Raw genomic sequence first — 25,746 nt, 5'->3', positions numbered from 1 at the left:
CTTTGGGTGCGGATCGTGAGGATCGGGGCGGTCAGCAAGACAACGGGGATTATCCAGGACCGGCAGTCGGCCCTAGTGTCTGCTGTTCGTCCATAGGGGTTGTGGCAGAGGAATGAGTTGGGGAAGGCTCGGCCGAACCGGCGCCGCGGATTGCGCGGGGGGTCCGGCTGCCGGAGTTGCAGCCTCACGATGATGGGGAACGGTGGGCTCTTTCAAGTTTACTCGTCATGGCTGCACCGTCGACTGTGGCGGAACTGTGAATGTGCTGTGAGGCATGCTCGTTGAGCTGCCTTGTGCAAACCCGTACCCGTACCCGTACGGTCAGGCAAAGCGCAGCAACGAAACGGGAAGGCCCGCAAGGGTCATCTTCGCTCAGCCTGGCTGATTCCACCGCTAATCGCCGCGGGTTTCTGGCGGCATGCGGTTCGGAAAGTGCCGCTGCACTATGAGGCGACCTGGTGGAGCATTGTTTTCCCCTGCGGCATGTATGCGGTCGCCTGCCTCACGTTGGGGCAGGCCGACCTTCTACCCATTGTCGGCGCCATTGGTGCCGCCTGGCTTTGGGTTGCCTGCGCCGTCTGGCTGCTGGTCTTCGCTGCCATGTGCCGCAACCTCTGGCACACGTTGATCCGGCCGCAGCGGGCGTAGCCTTGGTCCATAAATGTCCGCGGGTACAGGAGGTAAGAACGTGGCCGACCCAGCCAAGACGTTAAAGCCGACCACTATAGGCCGGATCGTTTCGGTGACTAAAGCCAACGGGGACGAGTACGTCGGTGCCCTGGCTGCTTTTCGCCGGACCGAGGACGGCAAGGGGTTCGTGGTTTACCTGCAGGGAGTTGGTCAACCGATCGAAGTGCCGGCCGACGGCTCTGTGTCCGTTCATCAGCGGGCGGTCTAGCAGCCACAACCGCGGACAAGAGGTTCCGCCAGCAGTCACGGCCGGCGGGGTTATTGTTGCGGGATCAGGGCGGCAACTGCTCTGCCCCACAGGAACGACTACTAAGGGCCGATCCATTGCATTACTGTGTGTCACACACTATGGTGTGATGCATGGATTCCGACGACGCCGCCACCCTCGCCACGCATGAGCAGGAACTGCGGCGCGGCACCATCGTCCTGGCGAGTTTGGCGGCCTGCCGGACTCCTCGTTACGGCTATGCACTGCTCAGCACCCTCGCCGACGCCGGTTTCCAAATCGAGGCGAACACCCTCTACCCGCTGCTGCGGCGCCTGGAAAAACAAGGACTGCTCAAAGCCGAGTGGAACACCGACGAGGCCCGTCCGCGCAAGTACTACACGCTGACCGACCTCGGTAGCCAGATGGCCGATTCACTGCGCGACGAATGGGCCGACCTCACCAGAAGCCTGACCACACTGTGGAAGGACGATTCAGCATGAGTTCCCTGACCGAAAAATATGTCGCGCAGGTGGTGCGCCGCCTGCCCGAAAGCAACCGGGCGGATATTGCCCGCGAGATCACGGCCACCTTGTCCGACATGGCCGACGCGCGGCTCTCCGGGGATAAATACGGGTCGACTGCCTCCGCCGAAGCGGCCGAGCGGGCGGCCCTTGAAGAACTCGGCGACCCCTCCCGCCTGGCCCTGCGCTACAGCGACTCGCCGCGCTACCTGATCGGGCCCGAACTTTTCCCTGTCTTCACCCGGCTGATGGCCTGGCTCCTGCCGATCGTGGCGGTCTCGGCCCTGGCCGTGAACGCCCTGGCCTATGCACTGGCCACTCCCGAGCCGGCGATCGGCGGCATGATCGGCGCGATGGTCGGCAACTCCATCCTGGCGGTCCTGATCGGCACTGCCGTGGTCACCGTCCTGCTGGCGCTGGCCGAACGCCTTCTGCCGGAGCAGGACAAGGCCCAGATGGCAGCACCGGTAGCTCGGTCCGAGTGGACCGTTGATGACCTTGACCGGGAGCGGCCGGTCCGGGAGATCGCCCGGCCGGAGCCGATCGCCTCGCTGGTGATCCTTGCCCTCATGGCTTTGGTGCCCTTCCTCCCGACCTCCTTCTTCTACGTGGGCCACCTCAACGACGGCGGCGGATTCCTGAACCCGGACCTGTGGGACGGCTGGATTCCGGCCTACCTCGGCTTCCTGCTGGTGTTCGCACTGATCGAAACCTGGCGGTTGGCCTCCGGCACATGGTCGACGGCGATGCTCGCCACCATGATGGTGGCCGACGTTGCCTTCGCCGTCTTCTTGACCATTGCTTTCCTCAGCCAGGAGGTGCTCGACCCAGCCCTCTTCACGGGCTCCGGCGGTGAGCCGGGCTGGTACCAGGGCATCGCCGTCGTACTGATCTGGACGGTCACCGTGTGGGACCAGCTGGCGACGGTCAAGGCCTACCGCGCGGCCCGAGCACTTCGCCCGGTGGAACGCATCTAGCGACCGCTCCACCCTCGTCAACAGGGCCGCTGCCCTAGTACCAGGCAGCGGTCCTGTCAATGTTTTTCGACCCCATTGCCCCTTTCACATCAGTCACAATAAAAAACTTCTGTCACATTTCTGCAGCGATCACGAACCGCCCGGAAAAGGGGTTGCGGCACGGCGGATAAGCCGTACGCTAAGACCACCTCTCTGGTCGCGGCGGCGTGAACCAAGCCGCTTCCGGGAGGTAATTCGTCGGCAGGTTGGGACCGGTGACGTTGGGGGACGTCCGGGGCCTGCTCAGGGGGACGGAGGACCGCAGGTGGACGAATCAATGGGCGATCCGGAGGGCGACGACGCCAGCCAAGAGGCACGGACCGCGTCTGCCCGGCGAGCGCCGGCGCCGCCTGACCGGGACCCCGCACCGGTGCGCAGCACACGGAAACCGTGGTGGCGCCGCCGGAAAGACACGGTGTGGCTGGACGAGATGCTGGCGCCTTCCCCACCCGAACGCCGGAGCGGCACCGCGGTGCGCTTCGCCGCCTGGGCCGGGGCAGTCGCCGTGGTGGCACTCAGCGCCGGCTCCCTGGTCGCGCCGGGGGCGATAGCGTTCTCGGCGGCCACCGACTCCGTCCTGGATCTGTGGGAGGAACTGCCGGGCGAATTGCCGTTGGACACCGCCTTACCGCAGCACACGGTCCTGCTGGACAGGGACGGTAAGGAATTCGCCCGGTTTTACAGTGAGAACCGGATCGATGTGGACCTAGACCATGTCTCGGAGACGTTCCGGGACACCCTGCTGTCCACCGAGGATTCCCGCTTCTACGAACACCACGGAGTGGACCCGATGGGGGTCACCCGCGCCATGGTCACCAACTCCGTGGGCGGCGAGCGCCAAGGCGGCTCCACCATCACCCAGCAGCTGGTGCAGAACATTCTGGTCAACAACGCGCGGGACGAGACCGAGCAGTCCGTGGCGCTGGGTGAGACTTACAACGCCAAAATTCGCGAGGCCAAGTACGCGGTCCAGCTGGAAAACCGGCTGGACAAGGACCAGATCCTGAACATGTACGTCAACGCCGTCTACTTTGGCCACCGCGCGTACGGAGTCCAGGCCGCGGCCCGGATCTACTTCAACACGACGGCGGACAAACTCAACCTGCCGCAGTCGGCCCTTCTCGTCGGCCTGCTCAAGGGGCCGGTCTACTACGATCCGATGAAATACCCGGACCGTGCGCTTGGCCGCCGCAACACCGTGCTGAACGTGCTGCAGCGGCGCGGGGCGATCACCCCAGGCGAGGCCGAAGCGGCACGGCAGAGCGGGCTGGGCCTCGACCCGGGCTCCGTTCCGTCCGGCTGCGCCGACTCGGACTACCCGTTTTACTGCGACCTGGTCCGGGACGAGATCCTCTCCGATCCGGCCTTCGGCAAGACCCAGGAAGAACGCGCGGACCGGCTCTCCCGCGGCGGCATGACCCTCACGACGGCGATGGACCGCAAGGCGATGGCCGCGGCGCAAAAAGCGGTGAGCAAAGCGATGGGCAACAAGAACCGCGCGGCGCTGGGCACCGCCGTCGTCGAACCCGGTACCGGGCACATCGCCGCGGTGGTGCAGAATCGCGCGTGGGGCGAGGGCAAAGGCAAGACCGAAATGGTCTTCGCCGACAGTCCCTTCCAAGTGGGTTCCGCGATGAAGCCGATTGTCCTGGCCACGGCGCTGTCCCAGGGGATCTCGCCGCGGATGAAGCTGCTGGCCAACGGCCCCTACTACTCCCGGTTGGACAACCCGCCGGGCGGTTTCCACAACTACGGCAACAAGAACTACGGCAACATCGATGCCTACCAGGCCGTCCGCGCGTCGGTGAATGTCTACTTCGTGCGGCTGATCGAGCGTACCGGCGTGAAGGAAGTGGCCGAGCTTGCCGAGAAGCTGGGCATCACCACTATCCCCACCAAGAAACTGCACGGCAAGGAGGCGTCGCTGGCGCTGGGCTCGTACGAGATCTCTCCGCTGGAGATGGCCAACGCCTATTCCACGTTCGTCAGCGGCGGGGTGCTCTGCCGGCCGGTCACCATCACCGAAGGCATCCGCAGCGACACCGGGGAGAAAATCCCGGTGCCCGAGGCCGGCTGCCACCAGGCCATCGACCCCTCGGTGGCGGCCACGGTAGCCGACGCGCTCAAGGAACCGTTCAACCCCGCCGGCACCCTGGGCGCCCTGGGCATGCCGAAGGGCCGCAAGGCCGGCGCCAAGACCGGCACCACCAACGACTTCGCCGCCAACTGGATTGTGGGCGTCACGCCGCAGTATGCGACGGCGGTGTGGCTGGGCGATCCGCGCGGCGGCGCGCAGCACCCGCTGAAGAAGGTGAAAGCGTACGGGAAGACCTTCCGCGACCTGACCGGCTCCGAGCTGGCCGGCCCGGTGTGGAAGGACACGATGGAGGGCCTCCACAAGGGCCTGCAGGCCGAGCCGATGCCGGAGGCCGATCCGCTGACCAGCAGCGTGGCCGCGTCCCGGTCGATGCCCGATCTCCGCGGGCTGGGTGTCAACGAGGCCATTACGGTACTACTGCGCGACAACCTGGTGCCCGTGATCGGAGAGAAGACGGCCAAGCCGAATCCGCGAATCGGCAAGAACGTGGTAACGAAACAGTCGGCACCGCCGGGCAGCAGCCTGACCTTCCGGCAGGAAGTGACCATCACGCTCAGTGCCGGCAGCAACACCGCCATCACGGTCCCCGGACAGCCGTAGGAGGCCCGATGTCCATCTTCGAGAAGCATCCGGCTGTTGCCCTGGCCGCCGGCGCGCTCTGCCTGGCTGCCGTCACCGCCTCCGGACTGGCGGCACTGCAGCTGTCCGGCATGCCCATGGTCCTCCCCCGCGAACCAGCACCGGCGGTGGCCGAGGCCGCATCACCGGTGGCGATCAGCGCCGTGCTTGCGGACAGCCCGGCATCCACGTCCTTGACCGCCCTGCTGGAGGAACCGCCGGCACAATGGAAGCCGGATGGCCCGCTGCAGCGCGGAGTGGCGCTGCCGGTGCCGTACTCGTGCGACATCGGGGACGCGCCGACCGTTGCGCTGGCGCGTTCGTTCAAGGTGGGCAAGGTTGGCGTGCAGGTGATCAGCGCCGCCTACACCGCCGGCCTTGGCGCCGAAGCAATGGAGAACATGCTGGACAACGCATCCGATTGTGCCGGGAGTTCGCTCGACGTCGACGGCGAGGATCTGGACACTCCCGGCGTCCAGGCGCACCGGGACTACACCACCAAGGACGGCCGCACCATGCAGGCGGTGACCTTCCGGCGCGGGGATGTGCTGACCTTCGTGGTGGGCAAGGCGGACGCTAAGCTGCGGAAACTGGCCGGGCAACTCGACAAGGAACTGGCCGGCACACTGGAGGGCGTCTGCGTCGACCAGAAGTCCGACGCCGAGGACGCCGCCCGCTCCCCCTGGTCGACGGACGGCTACAAGCCGTTCACCCGCACCAGCACGGTGGCCATCCGCACTGTTTCACCCCCGCAGGCACCGGCCGACGACGGCGACCGCGCCGTGCCGATGCCGGCTCCCACGCTGAAGGTCAAGGCTGCCAAGCCGGCTGCTCAGCCGAGCTATCCCGTCTGGCCGCTGATGCCGGAGGCCCGCAAGGTGCCCAAGCCGCCCAAGAGTCCGGCGGACGAACCCGCCACCTCGGCCAAGGTCAGGGTGCTGGCCAATGACCCCGCCGGCCCGGGCTGCGGCTGGAGTTTCACCGGCATGGCACCGGTGCCCTTCGACGCCGAGGACGCCGCGGCAGCCAACCGGGAACGTACTCATGCCGCGGAGGAGAAACTGGCCGCCGGCGTCGAAAAATGGCAGCAGAGCGTGCTGGGCTACTGGGCCGCCTACGACCAGTACCGGACGGAGGTGAAGGAGTACAAGGACTATGCCGCCGCCGTGGCGAAGGTGAACAGGGCCTGGGACAAGATCGCGGCGCAGTGGGACGAGTACTGGGGCGAATATGCCGTCTACCAGCAGGCGCTGGCGGAACGTTCGGCATTCTTCGCGCGGCGGGACAACGCCCGGGACGATTACCGCGATGCTTTGGCCGAGTGCAAAGCGGACAACCGTGAAGCAGAGCAGGACTACCGCCAGGCGGAGCGGGACTATCAGGACGCCGTGGACGAAGCGGAAGACGAGGACGAGGATCCGCCGGAGCCGCCCGCAGAGCCCGAGCCCGTGGACTGTGACGCCGAGATCCAGGTGCCGAGCATCCTGGACTGGGCGGCCCCGGCCGAACCAACCGCCCCGGCCACCCCGGCCGATCCCCGCCCAAAGGACCAGCGCTGAGTCTCATCGCTAAGGCCGCGGCGTCCGGACGTCTCATTAGGCCGTCCGGATGTAGTTAGAGTGGTGGCATGGTCGATTCCACTGCCACCGCCGCCGTTGAACACTTGGGTGCCGATGGAGGTGCGGTCCCGGACTCGTACTACGTCCGTCTGGACGGCGGGCGCTTCCATTCCACGCTTCACTCCCAAGGTGCCTGGAACGACCACGAACAGCACATGGCCCCGGCCTCCGGGCTGATGGTCCACGAACTCCTGCGCAACCATCCCCGCGCGGAGATGGTGATGAGCCGGATCAACTTCGAGATCCTGGGCATCATCCACGGCGGCGAGTTCGAGATCCAGACCCGGGTGCTTCGTCCGGGCCGGACCATCGAACTCTTGGAGGCCACCTTCACGGCCCAGGGCCGCACCGCCATCCGCGCGCAGGCCTGGCGGCTGCTGGCCGGCGACACCGCGGACGTCGCGGGCCCCGAGCATCCGGTCTTGCCGCACCCCGAGAGCTGCCCGCCGGCGCCGATGCAGAGCGTCTGGGACGGCGGCTTCATCCGCGCCACCGAGTTCCGCACCGTCGCCGACGGAGGGCCCGGCAACCGCACGGTGTGGGCGCGTCCGCTGCACCCGTTGGTTCTGGACGAGGACAGCCACCCGCTGGCCCGCTTCGTTAGCATCGTGGACACCGCGAACGGCGTGGCCGTGCGGCAGGATCCGCGCGAGTACATGTTCCCCAACGTGGACCTGACCATCCACCTTTTCCGCCAACCGCACGGCGAATGGACCGGTCTGGACACCCGGGTCACCTTCGGCGCCGGCGGGGTGGGCATGACGGACACCGAACTGTTCGACGAACAGGGTCCGGTGGGCCGCGCCGCGCAAATCCTGACGGTCCGCAAGTTCCCGGCAGCCGGCGGATGAGCCTGCGCATCCTCACCATCGGACGCAAGCACGAGTCGTGGGTGGCGGAGGGAATCGACCGCTACGAAAAGCGGATGAAAAAGCCCTTCGACGTCACGTGGCAGCCCATTCCGCATTCCTCCCGGGAGCATGACGCCGCGCGGCGCGAGGAGTCCGAGACCCTGCTGGCCAAGCTCGCCGGCAAGCACGCGAACGACTTCGTGATCCTGCTGGACGAGCGCGGCAAGAACATCGACTCCCCGACGCTGGCGCGCACCTTGCAGCAGCCGCTGGACAGTTCCCGCAACGTCACGCTGATCATCGGCGGCGCGTATGGCGTGGACGACTCAATCCACCGGCGCGCAGACTTTGTCTGGTCCCTGTCCAAACTGGTCTTTCCGCACCAACTGGTCCGGTTGATCGTGATGGAGCAGCTCTACCGCGCCCAGGAGATTGCCGGCGGTCGGCCCTACCACCATGAATGATCATGGGTAACGCCCTGCGGTTCGGCCGGTCGGCCGTGGTCGCGGCCGCCGTGCTCTGCCTCGCCGCCGCCGCGCATACCGCCGCCGGCGGAACCTTGCCGCACCCCGCCGTCGTACTGGCACTGGCCATGCTGACCTGGCTGCCCGTGATGATCCTGGCCGCCCGCAGGCTGGCGCCGGCAACCATCCTGGCGGTACTGGCCGGCGGACAGCTGGCCTTGCACCAGGCCTTTGAACTGTTCGGCACGGTCCAGTGCGCGCCGTCCGGAGTGGCCGAACATGCCGGCCACGCGGGCCATGCCGGGCATGCGGCAGTAGCGCTGGACTGCGTGGCCGAGTCGCACACCGGAAATTCGCCGGGCATGCTGGCCGCACACCTGCTGGCAACCGCCCTGACCGCGCTAATGCTGGCCCGCGGCGAGGCTGCGCTGTGGGCGCTGGCCGCTTGGCTGCGTCCGCTGGTCCAGCTGCCCGCCGTCGCCTCGGCGCCCGTCGCCGCTTCCTTGCCGCTCGCGGACCAGGGTCCCGTGCCGCTGCACAGCGCCTATCTGGTCACGCTGGTGCCGCTGCGCGGACCACCGCTGCCGGTGAATGCTCCGCTTCCGGGCTGACGCCCGCTGTGAATTCCCACTTCTTCCGGCGCTGTGGCCGCAACCTGCCCGCGCCTCTTGAAAGGCACCCTCGTGAAAACCATCCACCGCACTACCCTCCGCACCGCGCTCGCCGCCGGGGCCACCGCCGGCCTGCTGGCCCTCGGCGCAGGCGCGGCCTCCGCGCACGTCCATGTCACCCCGGATGACAACGCCGCCGGCGGCAGCTCGGTGCTGACCTTCGCCTTCGCCCACGGCTGCGAGGGCTCGCCGACCAGCAAGATCGCCATCTCGCTGCCGGACCAACTGGTAGACGCCACGCCCACCGTGCACCCCAGCTGGGACGTGGAGAAGGTCAGCGAAACCCTCGACGCGCCGAAGACCCTGGCCAGCGGAGCGACTGTGACCGAGCGGGTCAGCCAAATTGTGTACACCGCCAAGGAACCGGTGGCCGACGGGCTGCGCGACACGCTGCAGCTGCAGGTGCTGCTGCCCGAGTCCGCCGGCGAGACCCTGGCCTTCCCCGTCCGGCAGACCTGCGAGCAGGGCGAGACCAACTGGGCCGAAATCCCGGCGGAGGGCCAGGACCCGCATGAGCTGGAGTCCCCGGCTCCCTCGTTCGTGATCGGCGAGGCCTCCACCGAGAGCCACGGAGGGCACGACGGCGGCGCCTCCGACGGTGCGCAGGCCGCCGAAGCGTCGGGCACCGGAGCGCCTAGCACCGGGTCGGCGGCGGTGGCCGGCTGGGCCGGGCTGGGTGCCGGCGTGCTGGGCCTGGCGGCCGGCGTGACGGCGCTGGCCCGGACGCGCAAGAAGGGCTGATCCTTCAGATACGAAGGGCTGATCCTTCCAGATGTAGTGCCTCCGCCGGCCGGTGGGATGTCCGCTGCGGACAGACCGCCGGCCGGAGGTGTTTAATGTGAGCATGATGAATCGTTTCCGGCTGAGGCCGGCCGCCGCGGCCTTCTTCGTTGGCTCCGCCCTGCTGCTGGTCGGCTGCGGCCAATCGGGCCCGGGAGCCGGCACCGCGCCGGCATCTGCCGGCCCGGCGGGCAGCGCATCGCCGTCGTCGTCCTCGGCACCGGCGCCCGAAACCGAAAGCGCCGCGGGAATCGAGAGCGCCTCCGCGTCGCCGGAGGCCAGCAGCAATGCCCCTGCCGACGCCGAAAACAGTTCCTGCAGCGCCGGCCAGCTGTCGGCCGCCATCGAAACCGAGCCCGGCGGCGGCGCCGCCGGCAGCGTCTACCGCACTCTGGTGCTCACCAACACCGGCGACAAGTCCTGCACGCTGGCCGGCTACCCGGGTGTCTCCTACGTCGATGCCGAGGGCAAGCAGGTGGGTGCCGCTGCCGATCGGGACCCGGACGCCAAGACGGTCACCGTCACGGTGGCGCCGGGCGGCACCGCCGCGGCGCAGCTGCGCCAGACCAACGCGCAGAACTACGGTGAGAAATGCGGGCTCACGGACGTGGCGGGCGTGAAGGTCTACCCGCCGAACCGCAAGGATTCGCTGATCGCCGAGCAGGAGACGGTCGGCTGCTCGGATGACTCGGTGGTGCTGATGACGGTGGGCACGTTCCAGGCTCCGTAACCGCACTTCCGCCGGCGCGGAACTGCACGCCGTCGGCGCCGGGCGTTAGGCTCAAACCATCGGTATGACGACGTCTGTGCTCGAACGCTTCAGCCCGGCGACCCGCGAGTGGTTCGCCGGTGCTTTCAGTGCGCCCACCGACGCGCAGACCGGCGCGTGGAACGCCATCTCCGCCGGTTCCCACGCCTTGGTGGTGGCTCCGACCGGTTCCGGCAAGACGTTGGCGGCCTTCCTCTGGGCGCTGGACACCTTCATCTCCACTGCGGAGGCAGAGCCGGCGCTTCCGCTTGACGTCCCGGAACCGGCGCCGAAGCGCGGCCGGGGCCGGCAGGAATCCCGGGGCACCCGCGTGCTCTACATTTCGCCGCTGAAGGCGCTGGGCGTGGACGTGGAACGGAACCTGCGCGCGCCGCTGATCGGCATCACGCAAACCGCCAAACGGCTGGAACTGCCCGCCCCGTCCATCACCGTGGGCGTCCGATCCGGCGACACTCCGGCCAACGAGCGCCGCCGGCTGCTCACGCATCCGCCGGACATCCTGATTACCACTCCGGAATCGCTGTTCCTGATGCTGACGTCCAAGGCACGGGAGACCCTTGCCTCGGTGGACACCGTGATCATCGACGAAGTCCACGCCGTGGCCGGGACCAAACGCGGCGCACACCTGGCCCTCACGCTGGAACGGCTGGACGCGGTGCTGACGCGGCCGGCCCAGCGGATCGGCCTCTCCGCCACGGTGGAGCCGCTGGATACCGTGGCCCGCTTTTTGGGCGGCAACGCACCGGTGGAGATTGTCGCCCCGCCGGCCAAGAAGTCGTGGGACCTGACGGTCACCGTTCCGGTGGAGGACATGACGGCGCTGGCCTCGCCCAGCCAGGAGGAACTGGGCCCGGGCGCACAGCCCGCGTCCATCTGGCCGCATGTCGAAGAGAAGATCGTCGACCTGATCGCCGAGAACCAGTCCACCATCGTCTTCGCCAATTCCCGCCGTCTGGCCGAACGACTCACCGCCCGGTTCAACGAAATCTGGAGCGAACGCCAGGCCCTGTCCTTGGCCCGCGACGACGTCTGGGACGCTGCCCCCGGCCAGGGCCCGGAGCCCGGTACCGGGGCGGTCACCGCCACCGAGACCAAGCCGCCGGCCCAGATCATGGCGCAGGCCGGTTCCATGTCCGGCGCGGACACCATCCTTGCCCGCGCCCACCACGGCTCGGTCAGCAAGGAGGCCCGCGCCGAGATCGAAGACGACCTCAAGTCCGGCCGGCTGCGCTGCGTGGTGGCCACCTCCAGCCTGGAACTAGGCATCGACATGGGCGCCGTGGACCTGGTGGTGCAGGTGGAATCGCCCCAGTCGGTCGCGAGCGGCCTGCAGCGGGTGGGCCGAGCCGGACACCAGGTCGGCGAGACCTCGCAGGGCGTGCTGTTCCCCAAACACCGGCAGGACCTGGTCAACACCACCGTCACGGTGGAGCGGATGCTCGCCGGCCGGATCGAGCCGCTGTTCATCCCGGCCAACCCGCTGGACATCCTCGCCCAGCAGACCGTGGCCGCCACAGCGCTCGGTGCCGTCGATGTGGAGGAATGGTTCGACGTCGTGCGCAAATCCGCGCCCTTCGCCACGCTGCCGCGCTCCGCCTACGAGGCCACGCTGGACCTGCTGGCCGGGCGCTACCCGAGCGACGAGTTCGCCGAACTGCGGCCGCGCATTGTGTGGGACCGGCTGGCCGGGACCATCACCGGCCGCCCGGGCGCGCAGCGGCTGGCCGTGACCTCCGGCGGGACCATTCCGGACCGCGGGCTGTTCGGCGTCTACCTGGTGGGGTCCGAGGACGAGAAGAACCGCGGCGGCCGGCGGGTGGGCGAGCTGGACGAGGAGATGGTCTACGAGTCCCGCGTGGGCGACGTCTTCGCGTTGGGCGCGACCAGCTGGCGGATCGAGGACATCACCTACGACCGGGTGCTGGTCTCGCCGGCCTTCGGGCAGCCGGGCAAGCTCCCGTTCTGGAAGGGCGATTCGCTGGGCCGGCCGGTGGAGCTGGGGCGGGCGCTGGGCCGTTTTGTCCGCGAACTATCCGGCACCGCGGAGGAACCGGCGCGCGAGCGGCTGGCCGGCGCCGGGCTGGACGATTGGGCCGCGGGGAACCTGCTGGCCTACCTGACCGAGCAGCAGCAGGCCACCAACGACGTTCCCAACGACCGCACGCTGGTGGTGGAGCGGTTCCATGACGAGCTCGGCGACTGGCGGGTGGTGCTGCACAGCCCGTTCGGCATGCCGGTCCACGCTCCGTGGGCGCTGGCCGTCGGCGCGCGGTTGCATCAGCGATACGGCCTGGACGGCTCCGCGATGGCCGCCGACGACGGCATTGTGCTGCGTGTGCCGATGATGGAGGACGAGCCGCCCGGCGCGGAGCTGTTCCTCTTCGACCCCGAGGAGCTGGACCAGATTGTCACCGCGGAGGTGGGCGGATCGGCGCTTTTCGCCTCGCGCTTCCGCGAATGCGCCGCCCGTGCGCTGCTGCTGCCGCGGCAGAACCCGGGCAAGCGGAGCCCGCTCTGGCAGCAGCGCCAGCGCTCCGCCCAGCTGCTGGACGTGGCACGCAAGTATCCGACGTTTCCGATCATCCTGGAGACGGTGCGCGAGTGCCTGCAGGATGTCTACGACCTGCCCGCGCTCAAGGACATTGCCGCCGGCATCGAACGCCGCGAGCTGCGTCTGGTGGAGACCACTACGCAGCAGCCCTCGCCGTTCGCGCGTTCGCTGCTCTTCGGCTACGTGGCGAGCTTCCTCTACGAGGGCGACTCCCCGCTGGCCGAACGCCGGGCCGCCGCGCTCTCCCTTGACCCGGGCCTGCTCAACGATCTGCTGGGCCGCGCCGAACTGCGCGAACTGCTGGACGAGGGCATCATCGCCCAGACCGAGCAGGAACTGCAGCGGCTCACCGAGGACCGCAAGGTCAAGGGCGCGGAAGGCATCGCGGACCTGCTGCGCCTGCTGGGACCGCTCACGACGGCGGAGATCGCCGCCCGCGTCCAGCCCGCCGAAGCGACGGACGGGTCTCTACTCGGCGCTGGCGCGCCTCCATCGAGCAGCGAGGTCGAACCCCTGCTGGCCGAACTGGCCAAGGCCAACCGCGCCCTGAAGGTGGGCGTGGCCGGCGTCGAGCGCTGGGCCGCGGTGGAGGACGCCGCCCGGCTGCGCGATGCCCTCGGAGTCCCGCTGCCGGTGGGCGTGCCGCTGGCTTTCATCGAGCCGGTGGCCGACCCGCTCGGCGACCTGGTCAGCCGCTACGCCCGCACCCACGGGCCGTTCACCGCCGCCGAGTGCGCCCGCCGGCTGGGGCTGGGCCCCGCCGTCGTGCTTACCGCGTTGCAGCGACTGCTCAAGGACGGCCGCGTGGTGGAAGGCGAATTCCGCCCCGGAGGTGCGCCGGATGCTGACGACGGCGGCACCTTGGGCGGAGAGCGGGCTTCGACCGGCGCGCACGGCCAGCGCCAGACCGAGTGGTGCGATGTGGAGGTACTGCGCAAGATCCGCCGCCGGTCGCTGGCGGCGCTGCGCCGGGAAGTCGAACCGGTGGACCCCGCCACCTACGGCCGGTTCCTCCCGGCCTGGCAGAACGTCGGGGCCAAGCTGCGGGGACTGGACGGCGTGGTCACGGTGGTGGACCAGCTCTCCGGGGTCCCCATCCCCGCGTCGGCGTGGGAACCGCTCATCCTGGCGTCGCGTGTGTCCGACTACGCGCCCGCCATGCTGGACGAGCTGACCGCCACCGGCGAAATCCTGATCGCCGGCGCGGGCTCGATGCCCGGCAACGACGGCTGGATCAGCCTGCATCTGGCCGACACCGCGCCGCTGACGCTGAATCCACAGTCCGATTTCGAGCCCAGCGTGCTGCAGTACGAATTGCTGAGCGCGCTCTCCGGCGCCGGCGGCTACGGCGGCGCCTACTTCTTCCGGCAGCTCGCCGATGTGCTGGCGGCCAACGGCACCCAGCCGGGGGACGACGCCGTCGTCAGCGCTCTGTGGGACTTACTCTGGGCCGGCCGGATCACCAACGACACCTTCGCCCCGGTGCGCACGCTGCTAGCCGGCGGCACCACGGCCCACCGGCAGCGCAACGCGCCGCCGCGGGCCCGGTCGGCGCGACTGGGACGGATCGGACGCATGCACGGACTGAGCGGCGCCGGCCTGCGTCCGGGAACTGGGGCCGCCGCGGGCGCCGGCGTGGGCCGGCCCCGGCCCGCGCCGCCGAATGCAGCCGGCCGCTGGTCGCTGCTGCCTGTACCGGAGACCGACCCCACCGTGCGGGCACACGCCACCGCCGAGCTGTTGCTGGACCGCTACGGCGTGGTCACGCGCGGCTCGGTGGCCGCCGAATCGGTGCCCGGCGGCTTCGGCCTGATGTACAAGGTGCTGGGCAAGCTGGAGGAGACCGGTCGCTGCCGCCGCGGCTACTTCATCGAACATCTGGGGGCCGCCCAGTTCGCCGTCTCCCCCACGGTTGACCGGCTGCGTTCCTTTAGCCGCGACGCGCAGCTGGGCGAGCAGGCGCCGTCGGCCGTGGCGTTGGCCGCAACCGATCCGGCCAACCCCTACGGCGCGGCCCTGGCGTGGCCGGCGCAGGAGTCCGGCCACCGGCCGGGGCGCAAGGCGGGCGCCCTGGTGGTGCTGGTGGACGGCGAGCTGGCACTATATTCCGAACGCGGCGGCAAAACGCTGCTGGCCTTCACCGAGGACGAGGAGTTGCTGGCCTTGTGCGGCCGAGCCTTGGTGCAGGTGATCCGGCGCGGCGCCGCGGACAAGATGGCGGTGGAAAAGGTCAACGGCGGCCCGATCCTGGACACGCCGCTGGCCCGGGCGCTGATGGACGCCGGTTTCTACTCCACGCCGCGGGGACTGAGGTTCCGTGCCTGAGGGTGACACCGTCTGGCGGGCAGCCAAGCGCTTGCACGCGGCGCTGGCCGGGCAGGAGCTCACCGGCAGCGACTTCCGGGTGCCGCGCTACGCCACGCTGGACCTGTCCGGGCAGACCGTGGACGAGATCCGGTCCCGCGGCAAGCACCTGCTGATGCGGATCGGCGCGCTGACCGTGCATTCGCATCTGGGCATGGACGGCAGCTGGCAGGTCTACCAGCCCGGCGAGCGCTGGCGGAAACCCGCTTTCCAGGCCCGCCTCATCCTCTCCACCAGCCCGACGACGGCGGTCGGCTTCGCGCTGGCCGCGCTGGACGTGGTGCCGCGGGCCGACGAGGACACGCTGGTGGGGCATCTCGGCCCGGACCTGCTGGGCCCGGACTGGGACGCCGACGAAGCCCTGCGGCGGCTTCGCCAGGAGCCCGACCGCCCGATCGGGCTGGCCCTGCTCGACCAGCGCAACCTCGCCGGGATCGGCAACGTCTACCGCTGCGAGGTCTGTTTCATCGCCCGCGTGCACCCGTACACCCCGGTGGGCCAGGTGCCGGATCTCCCGGCCATGGTGCTGAAGTCCAAGCAACTGCTGGAGGTCAACAAGGATCGCGGCAGCCGCAGCACCACCGGCTCGCCCGCCCGCCGCGAATCGTTCTGGGTCTACGGCCGGGCCCGCCGTCCATGCGGACGCTGCGGCACCCCGATTGCCCACGATCTTCAAGGCAATACCGACGCCGACCAGCGCGACGTCTATTTCTGCCCGCACTGCCAGCCGCTTGCTTCCTGATTGCGCTGGCCCGGCGACCTTGGCGGGCGGTGTGGCGGCCCCTCGGCTCCCCCGTGGGCAGTACCTCAGCGCCCCTCGGCGCCCAGGTCAGGGGCTGCCGGCGAGATCACCCTCCACGACCCAAGACTTCATGCCGAGATCACCACATGGCGTCCAGACCGGGGGTTGCAAGGGGATATCTCGGCGCGTTCCCCCGACCTCACGAAACTGCCACCTCGCGGATCCACTCCGGCCACAGGGCGCCCCCGACCTCATGGAGCTGCCCGGCCCGGCGAAGGCCCGCGAAGGGCCGTGCGGCCCGTCAGGGCGTCGGCCGCGCAGTACGAACCGTAATATGGAGACGACAAGAAACGAAGGGGGCCCATGAGCTGGCTGCAGACGATTCCGGCGGTGCTGGTAGCCATCGTCCTCGTCTTCGGCCCCGGCTTGCTGTGGGGCGCCGTGCTCGGCTTGCGCCGGCTGTCGCTGGTGGCACTGGCCGGCCCGTTTGGCGTCACCGCCATCGTGCTCGCCGCCGAACTCGGGCGCCTGGTCGGCCTGCGGTGGGCCTGGCCGCAGCTGTTGGCCGTCACCGTCCTGGTCGCCGCCATCCTCTGGCTGCTCCGCCGCAGTCTGGGCCACCGCCTGCACCGGGACCCCGAGACGCCGAACCTCCCGGCGCCCTGGCGCTCGGTCGCGCTGGCCTGGGCGGTCTCGGCGGTGCCGCTGGCCGCAGCCATGATCTTCATCTTCGGTGCCCCGGACAACATTGCGCAGTCGCACGACAACATCTTCCATCTCAACGCGCTGCGCTACATTTCCGACTCGGGCAACGCCTCCTCGCTGACGCTGGGCTACCTGGGCACCACAGACCGGGGCGTGTTCTACCCGGCTGGCTGGCACGACGTGGTCTCGCTGGTGATGATCACCGCCGGGCTGCAGCCAGCGGCCGCCATCAACATCACCAATCTGGTGCTGATCACGGGCATCTGGAGCACCGGCTGCCTGTTCATGGTCAGCCGCATCACCGGCGAGCGCACCATGCCGCTGCTGGTCGCTGCGGTGGTCTCGCTCTCCTACAGCAGCTTCCCTTACCTGCTGCTCGAATTCGGCGTCGTCTATCCATTCATGCTCTCCATCGCCATGCTTCCGGCCGCCTTGGGCGTGGTGTTCCAGCTGCTCCGTCTGGGCGTGCACACCCGCGTGTCCACCGAAGGCAACGTGCTGCTGCTGCTCGGGCTGCTGCCGGGCATGGCGCTGTCCCATCCGGCCACGATCATGGGACTGCTGGCGCTCTCCGTGCCGCCGGTCATCGCGGCCGCCTACCCGGCACTGCGCGCCCCAGAACAACGACGGCGGTTGCGTGCCTGGGTGAGCAGCGGCGCCTTTCTTGTGGTGCTGGTGGTGCTGTGGATCACCCTGCGCCCTGCCCGCAGCAGCAGCACCAACTGGGACAACATGGGCAATGCGGCGTCGGCCCTGGTCGAGGTGGTGCTGAATTCGCCGCTCGACCGGCCCATCTCCATCCTGGCGACCGTCTTGACCATCGTGGGCGCCGCCGTCGTCTTCAATCTGCGCAAAAACCGCTTTGCGCTGGGCATGTATGCCGTAGGCGCCGCCCTGTACGTGATCGGCAACTGGCAGGCGATGCCCGGCCTGCGCTGGTGGGTGGCCGGCATCTGGTACAACGATTTCTTCCGCATCAGCGCCATGCTTCCGGTGGCCGGACTGCTGATTGCCTCCATTGGCGGCGTCGCGCTGGCAGGGACGGCGCGCTCCTTCTTCCGTGCCTCGCTGGCCCGCCGCGAGAAGAAGCAGCCCGCATGGATCCGCCCCGCCGGGACCGGAGTGCTGGTGGTGATCAGTCTGGCGGTGGTCCCGATGTTTGCGGTGCAGCGCGGCATCTCCGAGGCCGCCGCCAAGTATCGGTTTTCGGACAGATCGCAGTTGCTCACCCTCGATGAACTCGCGCTGATCAAGCGGCTTCCTGACCGGGTTCCCGAAGGTGCGGTGATCGCCGGCGATCCGCTGACAGGAGCCTCGCTCTCCTACGCCTACACCGGACGTCGCGCGCTGGTCCCCTCGGGAACCACGTCCCCCAGCGTGGACGGCAAGCTCATCATGGACAAGCTGGACGAGATGCGGACCGATCCGGCGGTCTGCCCGGCCGTGAAGGCACAAAATGTGCAGTTCGTGCTGGACTTCGGCAACCGCTCCGTCCACCCGGGCGAGAAATCTTCGGTACCCGGTTTGCAGGAGCTGACCGAGGCCAACGGTTTCAAACTGGTGGACTCCGAAGGTGACGCGAAGCTCTATCAGATCACCGGCTGCCCCTGAACCGTGCCGGTTCCGTCACGGAGCCGGTTCGCCGTGTCGGTTCCGTCACCGAGCAGTGCCGGTTACCGGGTGCCGGTCAGCCGGTAACCTTGATGGGTGATGAAATCTCCGCTCCCGGTGCGCGACGGCGTCAATGCCACCCGCTTGCGCCTGCCCGGCGAGGGCCCGTGGGAAACGGCGATGGACTACATGCTGCACCGCTGGGGCCACGTGGATCCGGACGGCATCATGGACCGGTTCGACCGCGGCGAGATCGTGGGCGAAGGCGGCGCCGTGCTCAGCCGGACTACTCCGCTGGATGCCCACACGTTCATTTGGTATTACCGCACCTTGCCCCGCGAGAAGCGGCTGCCGGTGGAGATCAACATCCTGCACCAGGACGAAAACATCCTGGTGGTGGACAAGCCCCACTTCCTGCCCACCACCCCCGGCGGCACCTACATCCAGGAGTCGGCGCTGGTCCGGCTGCGCCGCCAACTGGATATCCCCGATCTGATTCCCATGCACCGGCTGGACCGCCTCACCGCCGGGGTGCTGCTCTTCTCCACGAACCCCGCCACCCGCGGCAAATACCAGGTGCTCTTCGAAAAACGCTTGGTGCAGAAGGAATACGAGGCCATCGCGCCGGTGGATCCGCAACTCAGGTTCCCGCAGACAGTGCGGAACCGCATGACCAAGTCCCGCACCTACCTGCTGGCCCAGGTGGTCGACGGCGAGCCCAACACTGAGACCCGGATCGAGCTGCTGGGACAGCGCGGAGGGATGGGCCGCTACAAACTGGAACCGCATACCGGAAAGACCCACCAGTTGCGCGTGCATCTGGCCTCGCTGGGCATCGGCATTTTGCACGACCCCTTCTACCCGGTGTTGCTGGACCAGGCTCCCGACGACTTCGAGCGGCCGCTGCAGCTGCTGGCCCGCGGCATCTCCTTCACCGACCCGATCAACGGCGAACCGGTGGAATACCGTAGTCGGCTGGACCTATCCGAGTGGGCAGTCCGAGGCGCCGCCGACGCGGGGGACGCCGGCGACGCCTCGAAGCAAGGGATGCCTGCCTAATTAGGCGCGGCCCGAAGCGGTACCTTGCGCGTTGGTATCCCGCCTGCGGGTCAGCAGCAGACCCAAGGCAATCATGACCACACCCAAGATGAGATGCAGCCAATTGTCGGCCGAATTCAGGGGCACGAAGTTGGCTGCGCTCTGCTGGTCAATGAACAGCCCGTACAGCCAGATGACCAGATAGATCGCGCCACCCCAGATCAGGTAATTACGGGCAGCAGGGATGCTCCGGGCCAGCACCAGTCCCGCGATGCCGAACAAGATATGGACAATGTTGTGCAGGATGGACACCTGGAAGATGCCCAGCAGCATCGCCTCGGAATGGTGGCCTGCGGCCATCATCTGGTCGTAGTTGGAGGTAATCCCGGGAATGAAGCCCAAGATGCCCACCAGCAAGAAGACGGCGCCGAGGATCAGCGCCGCCAGCTGGACAGGAGTCCTGCCCGTACGGCGGGTCTGGACGTTGCGTTCAGCAGTCATGGCATTTCTTCCCGTCTGGCGCCGTCAGCCGGCGTGGGCCTTCCGGCGTCGGTAGATATGGCTCTTGACATCCACAACGATACAATAAGGCTGCTTAGGAGTTAAGAGGGCCTGCCCCTACAGTCCGGCATCGGCCGAATCCATGATCTTGCTTGGAGCAGCAGCTTCAGCGAGCGGGGCCACGGCAATGACGGCCAGCGGCTCCCGCCTACCTTCAACATGAAATGCCAACGTTTGGGCAGCAGGCGACGGCGCGCCTTCGAACACGACGCTGACTATGTCCTCGAGGTCCCGGTCTCCGCTGACCTCGTACAGTTGTGGGAAAGAGCGTCCCGAACCATCCACTGCGGTCATCTCCGCGCGGGCCAACAGCCAGGGGACGAGGGTATCCTCACCACGGAAGCGCGCGATGATCCGGTTGGGCAGCAACTCCACAATGGTGAGCGTCAGGAACCGCTCGTCATCCCAGCGGCAGTGCGCGTTGCACAGAATCGTCACGGCACTGGACGAACCGTGCGGTTCGATACCCATATGAAAGCAACTCCCCCCATCGCAAGCCCTGCGCGGCACTGGACCGCATGCTCCTCATCATAAGCAAACTGTTCATCTGAGCGGAATGTTGCGCCTTGCTCCCTTGCCACGGCACCACGGCCGGACAGCGCAGGCAGGGCGCTCCTAGTCAGCCGCGGCACCACGGTCTACGCTGAGGCCAGTCACATGAGTCTCTGCAGGACCTTGCCGAGGAGGAGCATTGACCGAGGATGCAGCCCAACAGCGGGCCAAACGCCCACGCAGCATGCTGGCCGGACCCTATGGACACCCCTTCCATCCCATTCTGGTGACGATACCGATCGGCACTTGGATTGCGGTGGTCGTTTTTGACCTGGCCGGCATCTTCACCGACGACGCCGCCCCTTTTGCCCGCGGCGCGCTCTGGCTGACAGGGATTGGCATTATTGGCGCTCTGGTCGCAGCCGTTCTGGGACTCCTTGACTATTCACAGTTGGCCCCGGGCACACGAGCCAAGAAGACAGCCACGCTGCACATGGTGCTGAACCTGACGGTGACCGCACTGTTCGTCGTCGCTTTTTTCATCCGTTTCGCGGCCGGCTACCAGACGATTAGCATGACCGGCTTCATCATCAGCATTGTTGGCCTGGGCCTGCTCAGCGCCTCCGGGTATCTCGGCGGCACGCTGGCCTATCACTACGGAGTCAGGGTGGCCGATGAACAGACCCAAAGCGAAGGGTATAGATAGATGGGGCTGCGGCGGGACCGGACCGGCCCGAAAGTGGTGGTGATTACCGGTGCCTCAAGCGGAATCGGCCGGGCTACGGCCACGAGGCTGGCCAAGCGCGGTGCATCCCTGGTGCTCGCCGCTCGAAGCCGCTCGAGCCTGGATGAGGTGGCTGCCGAATGCCTTCGGCTGGGCGCACGCGCCGTCGCAGTCCCCACTGATATTACTGACGACGGGGCATCGGAAAGACTGGTCCAGACTGCGCTGCGGGAGTTCGGGCGCGTCGATGTGTGGATCGGGGCGGCGTCGGTGTACGGCTACGGAACCTTCGAGCAAACACCTGCAGACGTCTTCCGGAAGCTGGTGGAGACCAACCTGCTGGGCGAAGCCAGCAGCATCCGCGCCGTTCTGCCGCAGTTCCGCCGGCAGCGGCACGGAATCCTGATCCTGGTCGGCTCCATCTACGCCAAGATGACCACGCCGTACGTGTCCGCCTATGTTGCCAGCAAAGCAGGACTACTGGGGCTGGCCAATGTGCTGCGCCAGGAGTTGCTGGATGAGAAGGGCGTGCACATCTGCACCGTGCTGCCGGCCACCATCGACACCCCGATTTTCCAGCATGCCGCCAACTACACGGGCCGCAGAGTGCGTCCGCTCCCGCCGGTGGCAAGTCCGCACCGGGTCGCAAAGGTTTTGGCCCGGCTGGCATTCAAACCCCGACGACAGGTTGTGGTCGGCCGCATACAACAACTTTTCATTCCGTTCCAGCACCGGTTCCCGGGCCTGTACGACCGCGCCTCCGGGCCACTCATGGACACATTTGCCCTTCACGGGAGCGGCGCTGCACCGACAGCGGGCACCGTCTTCGCTCCCGATCCGCCGTCAAACGGAGTCAGCGGTGAATGGCGATCCCCAGGCACCCGCCTCTTGGCCGGAGCAGCCCTACTAGGGCTCACCGTAGCCGGCTGTTGGAGGGGCCTGAAAGGGCGTCACCTTGAGGACCGGCACCGGAGAACTGCCGCCGCCCCGACGCAGCCCAAGCAGCCAGCCAGCCGAGTTCCAACACGGCATCTAACAAATAGATCCTGCTAATGCGCCCCGGTCCGGCCGTAGCGATGTCGACGGCCGCAAAAGTGGCCGCCGACCCAAGGCCCAGCCGCCGGGCGCCAGCCACTCCAACTTCGGTCATTGCCCCGCGCATCTGGGCGTAGCCCAGGGTGACCATCAGGCCACCAACCGTCTTCACCAGCCATGGCTCCGCCTTGGGGCCGGTGACAGTTTCGAAGCTGCGGTACAGGAGCAGTGGCCATGCCCCCAGGACCACATGGAACAGTCCTTGCGCCCTGGCCAGTGTCGCGGGGCTCATCGGGCCACCTCCCGCGCTCGAGATGAACGTGAGCCCATTGTGCCGGACGGCCGAGCGGAAAACCATGCTCCGCTGCCAGAAACAGATGCCGCACTTTTTAATCGCTGGCAGCGACGGAAAGCGGTATCACTAAGGTTGCTTATTAAATTCAGGGCCCTTACCGTGGAATGCACCCGGCCCGGACGTGGCCAGCCCAGACCGATGAGTTGGCAGCAACGACAGCGGGCCCAATGACCGCGGAGGTCGCCGCAGATGTTCTTCCATAAGCAAGAGCTCCAATACAAGGCCGAACCGAACCAGCCGGACGCCGTCTATGCCAGGAAACTGCAGGAGGTCTTGGGCGGTCAGTACGGTGAGATCACCGTCGCCATGCAATACAGCTTCCAAGCCTGGAACATCCATATCCCCGGCAAATACAAAGACCTGCTCTACGGCATCGCCGCGGAGGAGTTCGGCCACGTGGAAATGCTGGCCAAAATGATCGCGCAACTACTGGAGAAGGCCCCACTCGGCATCACCGACGAGGCGGTCCAGTCCGATCCGACGATCGCCGCCGTGGTGGGCGGGACCGACGTCCAGCACGCCATCGTCGCAGGCGCGGGAGCCCGGCCGGTGGACAGCAACGGCAACCCCTGGTCGGGGAGCTACGTCACCGCCAGCGGCAATTTACTGGCAGATTTTACGTCCAACGCCAATGCCGAGATGCAAGGCCGACTGCAGGTTGCTCGGCTCTACCACATGACCGATGACCACGGAGTGCGCGATCTGCTCTCCTTCCTGCTGGCCCGGGACACCATGCACCAGAACCAATGGATCGCCGCTGCACGGGAGCTCCAGGAGGAGGGTTCCGAGACCCTGCCGGTGCCGAGCAACTTCCCGCTGTCCAAGGAGAACCGGGACGTGGCCTACCAGTACCAGAACTTCTCCGATGGTCCCGCGGCCGCAGAAGGATCCTGGGCCAGCGGACCTACTCCCGACGGCATGGGCGAATTCAGCTACCACGACTCCGCCACCACCAGCGCCCCGATGCCCAAGCCAACGCATCCGGACGCCCGCTTCTACGGCACCACCGAGGTTCCCAACATGGTCGAAAAGACTGCTGGGGCAGTTCAGGACAAGCTCCGCAAAGAGTGACGGCCTGACACCCCCGCGGCCGCAGTGCCGCGGGGGTGTCCTCTCCGGAAGGCACAGATGTTCCACCGCAACATCGCCGATAACATCCACCGCGTGGGCCATGCAGATGTGAACCTCTACATCGTCGAAGACGGCGACCGGATCATGCTGGTTGACGCCGGCCTGCCGGCCATGTGGAAGATGACCGTGGCAGCCATCCGGGAACTTGGCCGTTCCCCCCGCGACATCACCGCGTTGGTGCTGACCCACGCGCATTTTGATCATCTGGGTTTCGCCGCTCGCGTGAGGCATGACCTCGATGTTCCGGTTTACTGCCACCCCGACGACTACTACATTGCCGCCCACCCGTACCGGTACAAGCACGAAAAAAGCCGCCTAGTCTACCCGATTAAATACCCCCGCTGCATTCCCATCCTCGGTCGGATGAGCGCAGCCGGTGCGCTCATGGTCAAGGGGATCACGGACCTGCGCCCGCTCGACGGCGGGGCAGCAGCATCGCTGCCCGGCTCACCGATGGTGGTGCCCACACCCGGGCATACTGCCGGTCATTGCGCGCTGCACTTCCCCGAGCGCGACACCGTCATCAGCGGTGATGCGCTGGTGACGCTCGATCCCTACACCGGTGCCCGCGGACCGCATATCGTGGCTGCAGCGGCAACTGCGGACACCCGGCAAGCACTCGATTCGCTCCAGGCCTTGGCGCAGACCGATGCACGAATCGTGTTGCCCGGCCACGGCGAGCCGTTCGGCGGCGGCATTGCTTCCGCGGTGCAGGAAGCCATCGAGCGCGGACCCTCTTGATGGGCGGAAGCGAACCCGCTCCTGCCGAAGATGGCCAGGAGCCCGTGGTGACGGTGGACGCTGACGATCTGTTTGGCCTGATTGCCGCACTCACCGAAAGCCGCTGGCAGCCCTCACGGGGAAAGTTTCGGCCGCCTGTTGCCTACCGCGGACATACCTCGGCGGACCGCAAACTCACCACCGGGTTGGTACGGCTGAGTGGGGAGTCCGAAACGACTGTGGAACGGCACATCCTGCGCAATTTCCGCAAGTACGCCCACAGGGACACCTCACCCGGGGATTCGGACTGGAATTGGCTGAGCGTGGCCCAGCACCACGGTCTGCCGACCCGGCTGCTGGACTGGTCGCATTCGCCCTACGTGGCCTTGCACTTCGCCACCCGGGACATCACCAGGTATGACGAGGACGGTGCAGTCTGGTGCGTGGACTACGCGGCCGCCCACCAACTGTTGCCCGACGAACTGCGTTCGGCAGTCGAGTCACTGGGCGGCGGCCTGTTCACCACCGAGGTTCTCTCCCGCGCGGCCTTCACTTTGGATGAATTCGACCGCTTCACTGACGGAGACGGTCGAAGCGTGCCGTTGTTCTTCGAACCGCCGTCGCTGGACGAGCGGATTGTCAACCAGGCGGCGATCTTCTCCACCATGTCCGACTCCTCTGCCAATCTGGACGAGTGGCTGAACCATCACCCCGGGATCTACCGGAAAGTCATCATCCCAGCGAAACTGAAGTGGCGCATCCGGGACCACCTTGACCAGGCGAACGTCAATGAACGGGTGCTCTTCCCCGGCTTGGACGGTCTTGCCTTGTGGCTGCGCCGCTACTACGGGCCTCGCGAGAGAGGTTAGGCGTCCAATTCGGCGTGCACCCGGCGGAAAGTCTCTGCCAGCCCGGCAGAGAACAGCACAAATTCGACCACCTGCAGACCGCCGTCGTACTCCAAGACCTGACCGATGCCACGGCGGGCGACCGTCTCCGCATCCCAGCCATACACGCCGGCGCCGATGGCCGGGAAGGCCAGCGTCTCGGCATGCAATTCGTCGGCCACCCGCAGCGATTCCCGGAAGCATCCGGCCAGCACCTCCGGGTCGGTCTGGCCCGCGCGTCGATTGGGTCCCACCGTGTGGATCACCCATTTGGCCGGGAGGAAGTACCCCTCGGTGGCGGCCGCCTGGCCGGGCGGCAGTCCGTCCGGCCACTCGGTGTCGCGCAGTCGGCGGCACGCTTGAAGCAGTTGCGGGCCGGCCGCGGCGTGGATGGCCCCGTCCACGCCGCCACCGCCCAGCAGGCTGGAGTTGGCGGCGTTCACAATCGCGTCCACCTGCCGCTGGGTGATGTCGCCTTCGAGGATGCGGATCTGCACGTTTGCCAGTCTGCCACCGGGTCGCAAT

At 67.5% G+C, this 25,746-nt stretch carries 23 protein-coding genes; 20 read left to right on the top strand and 3 right to left on the bottom strand.

What is annotated here, in order from left to right:
- Positions 1-291: 291 nt before the first annotated feature.
- From AC5RWT_RS06600 to AC5RWT_RS06530, 15 genes are all read left to right on the top strand, one after another.
- The gene (locus AC5RWT_RS06600; RefSeq protein ID WP_494079628.1) at positions 292-648 is read left to right on the top strand and encodes an SLAC1 family transporter; all 357 of its coding nucleotides are present in this window, start codon (positions 292-294) and stop codon (positions 646-648) included.
- Between the two features lie 40 nt (positions 649-688).
- Positions 689-898 (top strand): hypothetical protein, encoded by a 210-nt coding sequence (locus tag AC5RWT_RS06595; protein ID WP_493951967.1) that lies wholly within the window; start codon positions 689-691, stop codon positions 896-898.
- A gap of 152 nt (positions 899-1,050) precedes the next feature.
- Positions 1,051-1,398 carry a PadR family transcriptional regulator gene (locus AC5RWT_RS06590; protein WP_494045061.1) on the top strand — a complete coding sequence of 116 codons (348 nt, stop codon included), beginning with the start codon at positions 1,051-1,053 and terminating at the stop codon, positions 1,396-1,398.
- The gene (locus tag AC5RWT_RS06585) at positions 1,395-2,396 is read left to right on the top strand and encodes an HAAS signaling domain-containing protein (protein WP_494079627.1); all 1,002 of its coding nucleotides are present in this window, start codon (positions 1,395-1,397) and stop codon (positions 2,394-2,396) included. The genes AC5RWT_RS06590 and AC5RWT_RS06585 overlap by 4 nt, the downstream gene beginning before the upstream one ends.
- Positions 2,397-2,700: 304 nt before the next feature.
- A complete protein-coding gene (locus AC5RWT_RS06580; protein ID WP_494079626.1) occupies positions 2,701-5,133 on the top strand; it encodes a transglycosylase domain-containing protein in 2,433 nt (810 codons plus the stop codon).
- An 8-nt stretch (positions 5,134-5,141) separates the two neighbouring features.
- Entirely contained in the window at positions 5,142-6,710 is a 1,569-nt protein-coding gene (locus AC5RWT_RS06575; protein ID WP_494079625.1) for a hypothetical protein, read from the top strand.
- A gap of 68 nt (positions 6,711-6,778) precedes the next feature.
- Positions 6,779-7,621: a thioesterase family protein gene (locus tag AC5RWT_RS06570; protein ID WP_494079624.1), complete on the top strand. Its 843-nt coding sequence runs from the start codon at positions 6,779-6,781 to the stop codon at positions 7,619-7,621.
- Positions 7,618-8,085, top strand: a complete 468-nt coding sequence (locus tag AC5RWT_RS06565) for a 23S rRNA (pseudouridine(1915)-N(3))-methyltransferase RlmH (RefSeq protein WP_494079623.1) — start codon at positions 7,618-7,620, stop codon at positions 8,083-8,085. Before AC5RWT_RS06570 ends, AC5RWT_RS06565 begins: the two co-directional genes overlap by 4 nt.
- Before the next feature lie 2 nt (positions 8,086-8,087).
- Entirely contained in the window at positions 8,088-8,696 is a 609-nt protein-coding gene (locus AC5RWT_RS06560; protein ID WP_494079622.1) for a hypothetical protein, read from the top strand.
- Between the two features lie 72 nt (positions 8,697-8,768).
- Positions 8,769-9,497 carry a YcnI family protein gene (locus tag AC5RWT_RS06555; RefSeq protein ID WP_494079621.1) on the top strand — a complete coding sequence of 243 codons (729 nt, stop codon included), beginning with the start codon at positions 8,769-8,771 and terminating at the stop codon, positions 9,495-9,497.
- A 103-nt stretch (positions 9,498-9,600) separates the two neighbouring features.
- Positions 9,601-10,266 (top strand): DUF4232 domain-containing protein, encoded by a 666-nt coding sequence (locus tag AC5RWT_RS06550; protein WP_494079620.1) that lies wholly within the window; start codon positions 9,601-9,603, stop codon positions 10,264-10,266.
- A 64-nt stretch (positions 10,267-10,330) separates the two neighbouring features.
- Positions 10,331-15,181, top strand: a complete 4,851-nt coding sequence (locus AC5RWT_RS06545) for an ATP-dependent helicase (RefSeq protein WP_494079619.1) — start codon at positions 10,331-10,333, stop codon at positions 15,179-15,181.
- Positions 15,174-15,962, top strand: coding sequence for an Fpg/Nei family DNA glycosylase (locus AC5RWT_RS06540; RefSeq protein WP_494079618.1), 789 nt, complete (start codon positions 15,174-15,176; stop codon positions 15,960-15,962). The genes AC5RWT_RS06545 and AC5RWT_RS06540 overlap by 8 nt, the downstream gene beginning before the upstream one ends.
- A 363-nt stretch (positions 15,963-16,325) precedes the next feature.
- Positions 16,326-18,278: a DUF6541 family protein gene (locus AC5RWT_RS06535; RefSeq protein WP_494079617.1), complete on the top strand. Its 1,953-nt coding sequence runs from the start codon at positions 16,326-16,328 to the stop codon at positions 18,276-18,278.
- A gap of 99 nt (positions 18,279-18,377) precedes the next feature.
- Positions 18,378-19,337, top strand: a complete 960-nt coding sequence (locus AC5RWT_RS06530; RefSeq protein WP_494045072.1) for an RluA family pseudouridine synthase — start codon at positions 18,378-18,380, stop codon at positions 19,335-19,337.
- Here the strand turns inward: AC5RWT_RS06530 and AC5RWT_RS06525 are convergent, their stop codons facing one another.
- On the bottom strand, positions 19,338-19,817 hold the full coding sequence (locus AC5RWT_RS06525) for a DUF4383 domain-containing protein (RefSeq protein ID WP_494079616.1): 480 nt from the start codon (positions 19,815-19,817) through the stop codon (positions 19,338-19,340). It lies immediately after the preceding gene.
- Between the two features lie 117 nt (positions 19,818-19,934).
- A complete protein-coding gene (locus tag AC5RWT_RS06520; protein ID WP_494079615.1) occupies positions 19,935-20,348 on the bottom strand; it encodes a hypothetical protein in 414 nt (137 codons plus the stop codon).
- A 220-nt stretch (positions 20,349-20,568) separates the two neighbouring features.
- Here AC5RWT_RS06520 and AC5RWT_RS06515 point away from each other — a divergent pair, with 220 nt between their 5' ends.
- The 5 genes from AC5RWT_RS06515 to AC5RWT_RS06495 all read left to right on the top strand — a co-directional run bounded on the left by AC5RWT_RS06515 (position 20,569) and on the right by AC5RWT_RS06495 (position 25,203).
- Positions 20,569-21,075 carry a DUF2231 domain-containing protein gene (locus tag AC5RWT_RS06515; protein ID WP_494079614.1) on the top strand — a complete coding sequence of 169 codons (507 nt, stop codon included), beginning with the start codon at positions 20,569-20,571 and terminating at the stop codon, positions 21,073-21,075.
- Positions 21,076-22,146: an SDR family NAD(P)-dependent oxidoreductase gene (locus AC5RWT_RS06510; RefSeq protein ID WP_494079613.1), complete on the top strand. Its 1,071-nt coding sequence runs from the start codon at positions 21,076-21,078 to the stop codon at positions 22,144-22,146.
- A 526-nt stretch (positions 22,147-22,672) separates the two neighbouring features.
- Complete coding sequence (locus AC5RWT_RS06505; RefSeq protein WP_494045078.1) at positions 22,673-23,554, top strand: manganese catalase; 882 nt, start codon at positions 22,673-22,675, stop codon at positions 23,552-23,554.
- Positions 23,555-23,611: 57 nt separating this feature from the next.
- Entirely contained in the window at positions 23,612-24,355 is a 744-nt protein-coding gene (locus AC5RWT_RS06500) for an MBL fold metallo-hydrolase (RefSeq protein WP_494079612.1), read from the top strand.
- Between the two features lie 47 nt (positions 24,356-24,402).
- On the top strand, positions 24,403-25,203 hold the full coding sequence (locus AC5RWT_RS06495) for an FRG domain-containing protein (protein ID WP_494079611.1): 801 nt from the start codon (positions 24,403-24,405) through the stop codon (positions 25,201-25,203).
- On the opposite strand, the gene AC5RWT_RS06490 is transcribed toward AC5RWT_RS06495, so the two are convergent.
- Positions 25,200-25,718, bottom strand: coding sequence for an O-acetyl-ADP-ribose deacetylase (locus AC5RWT_RS06490; RefSeq protein ID WP_494079610.1), 519 nt, complete (start codon positions 25,716-25,718; stop codon positions 25,200-25,202). The two genes, AC5RWT_RS06495 and AC5RWT_RS06490, sit on opposite strands and share 4 nt — an antisense overlap.
- Positions 25,719-25,746: the final 28 nt, after the last annotated feature.

The organism is Arthrobacter sp. Dra40 (assembly GCF_059091905.1).
The sequence above is the reverse complement of the archived record's forward strand: the minus strand, read 5'-3'. Positions and strand labels throughout refer to the sequence as shown.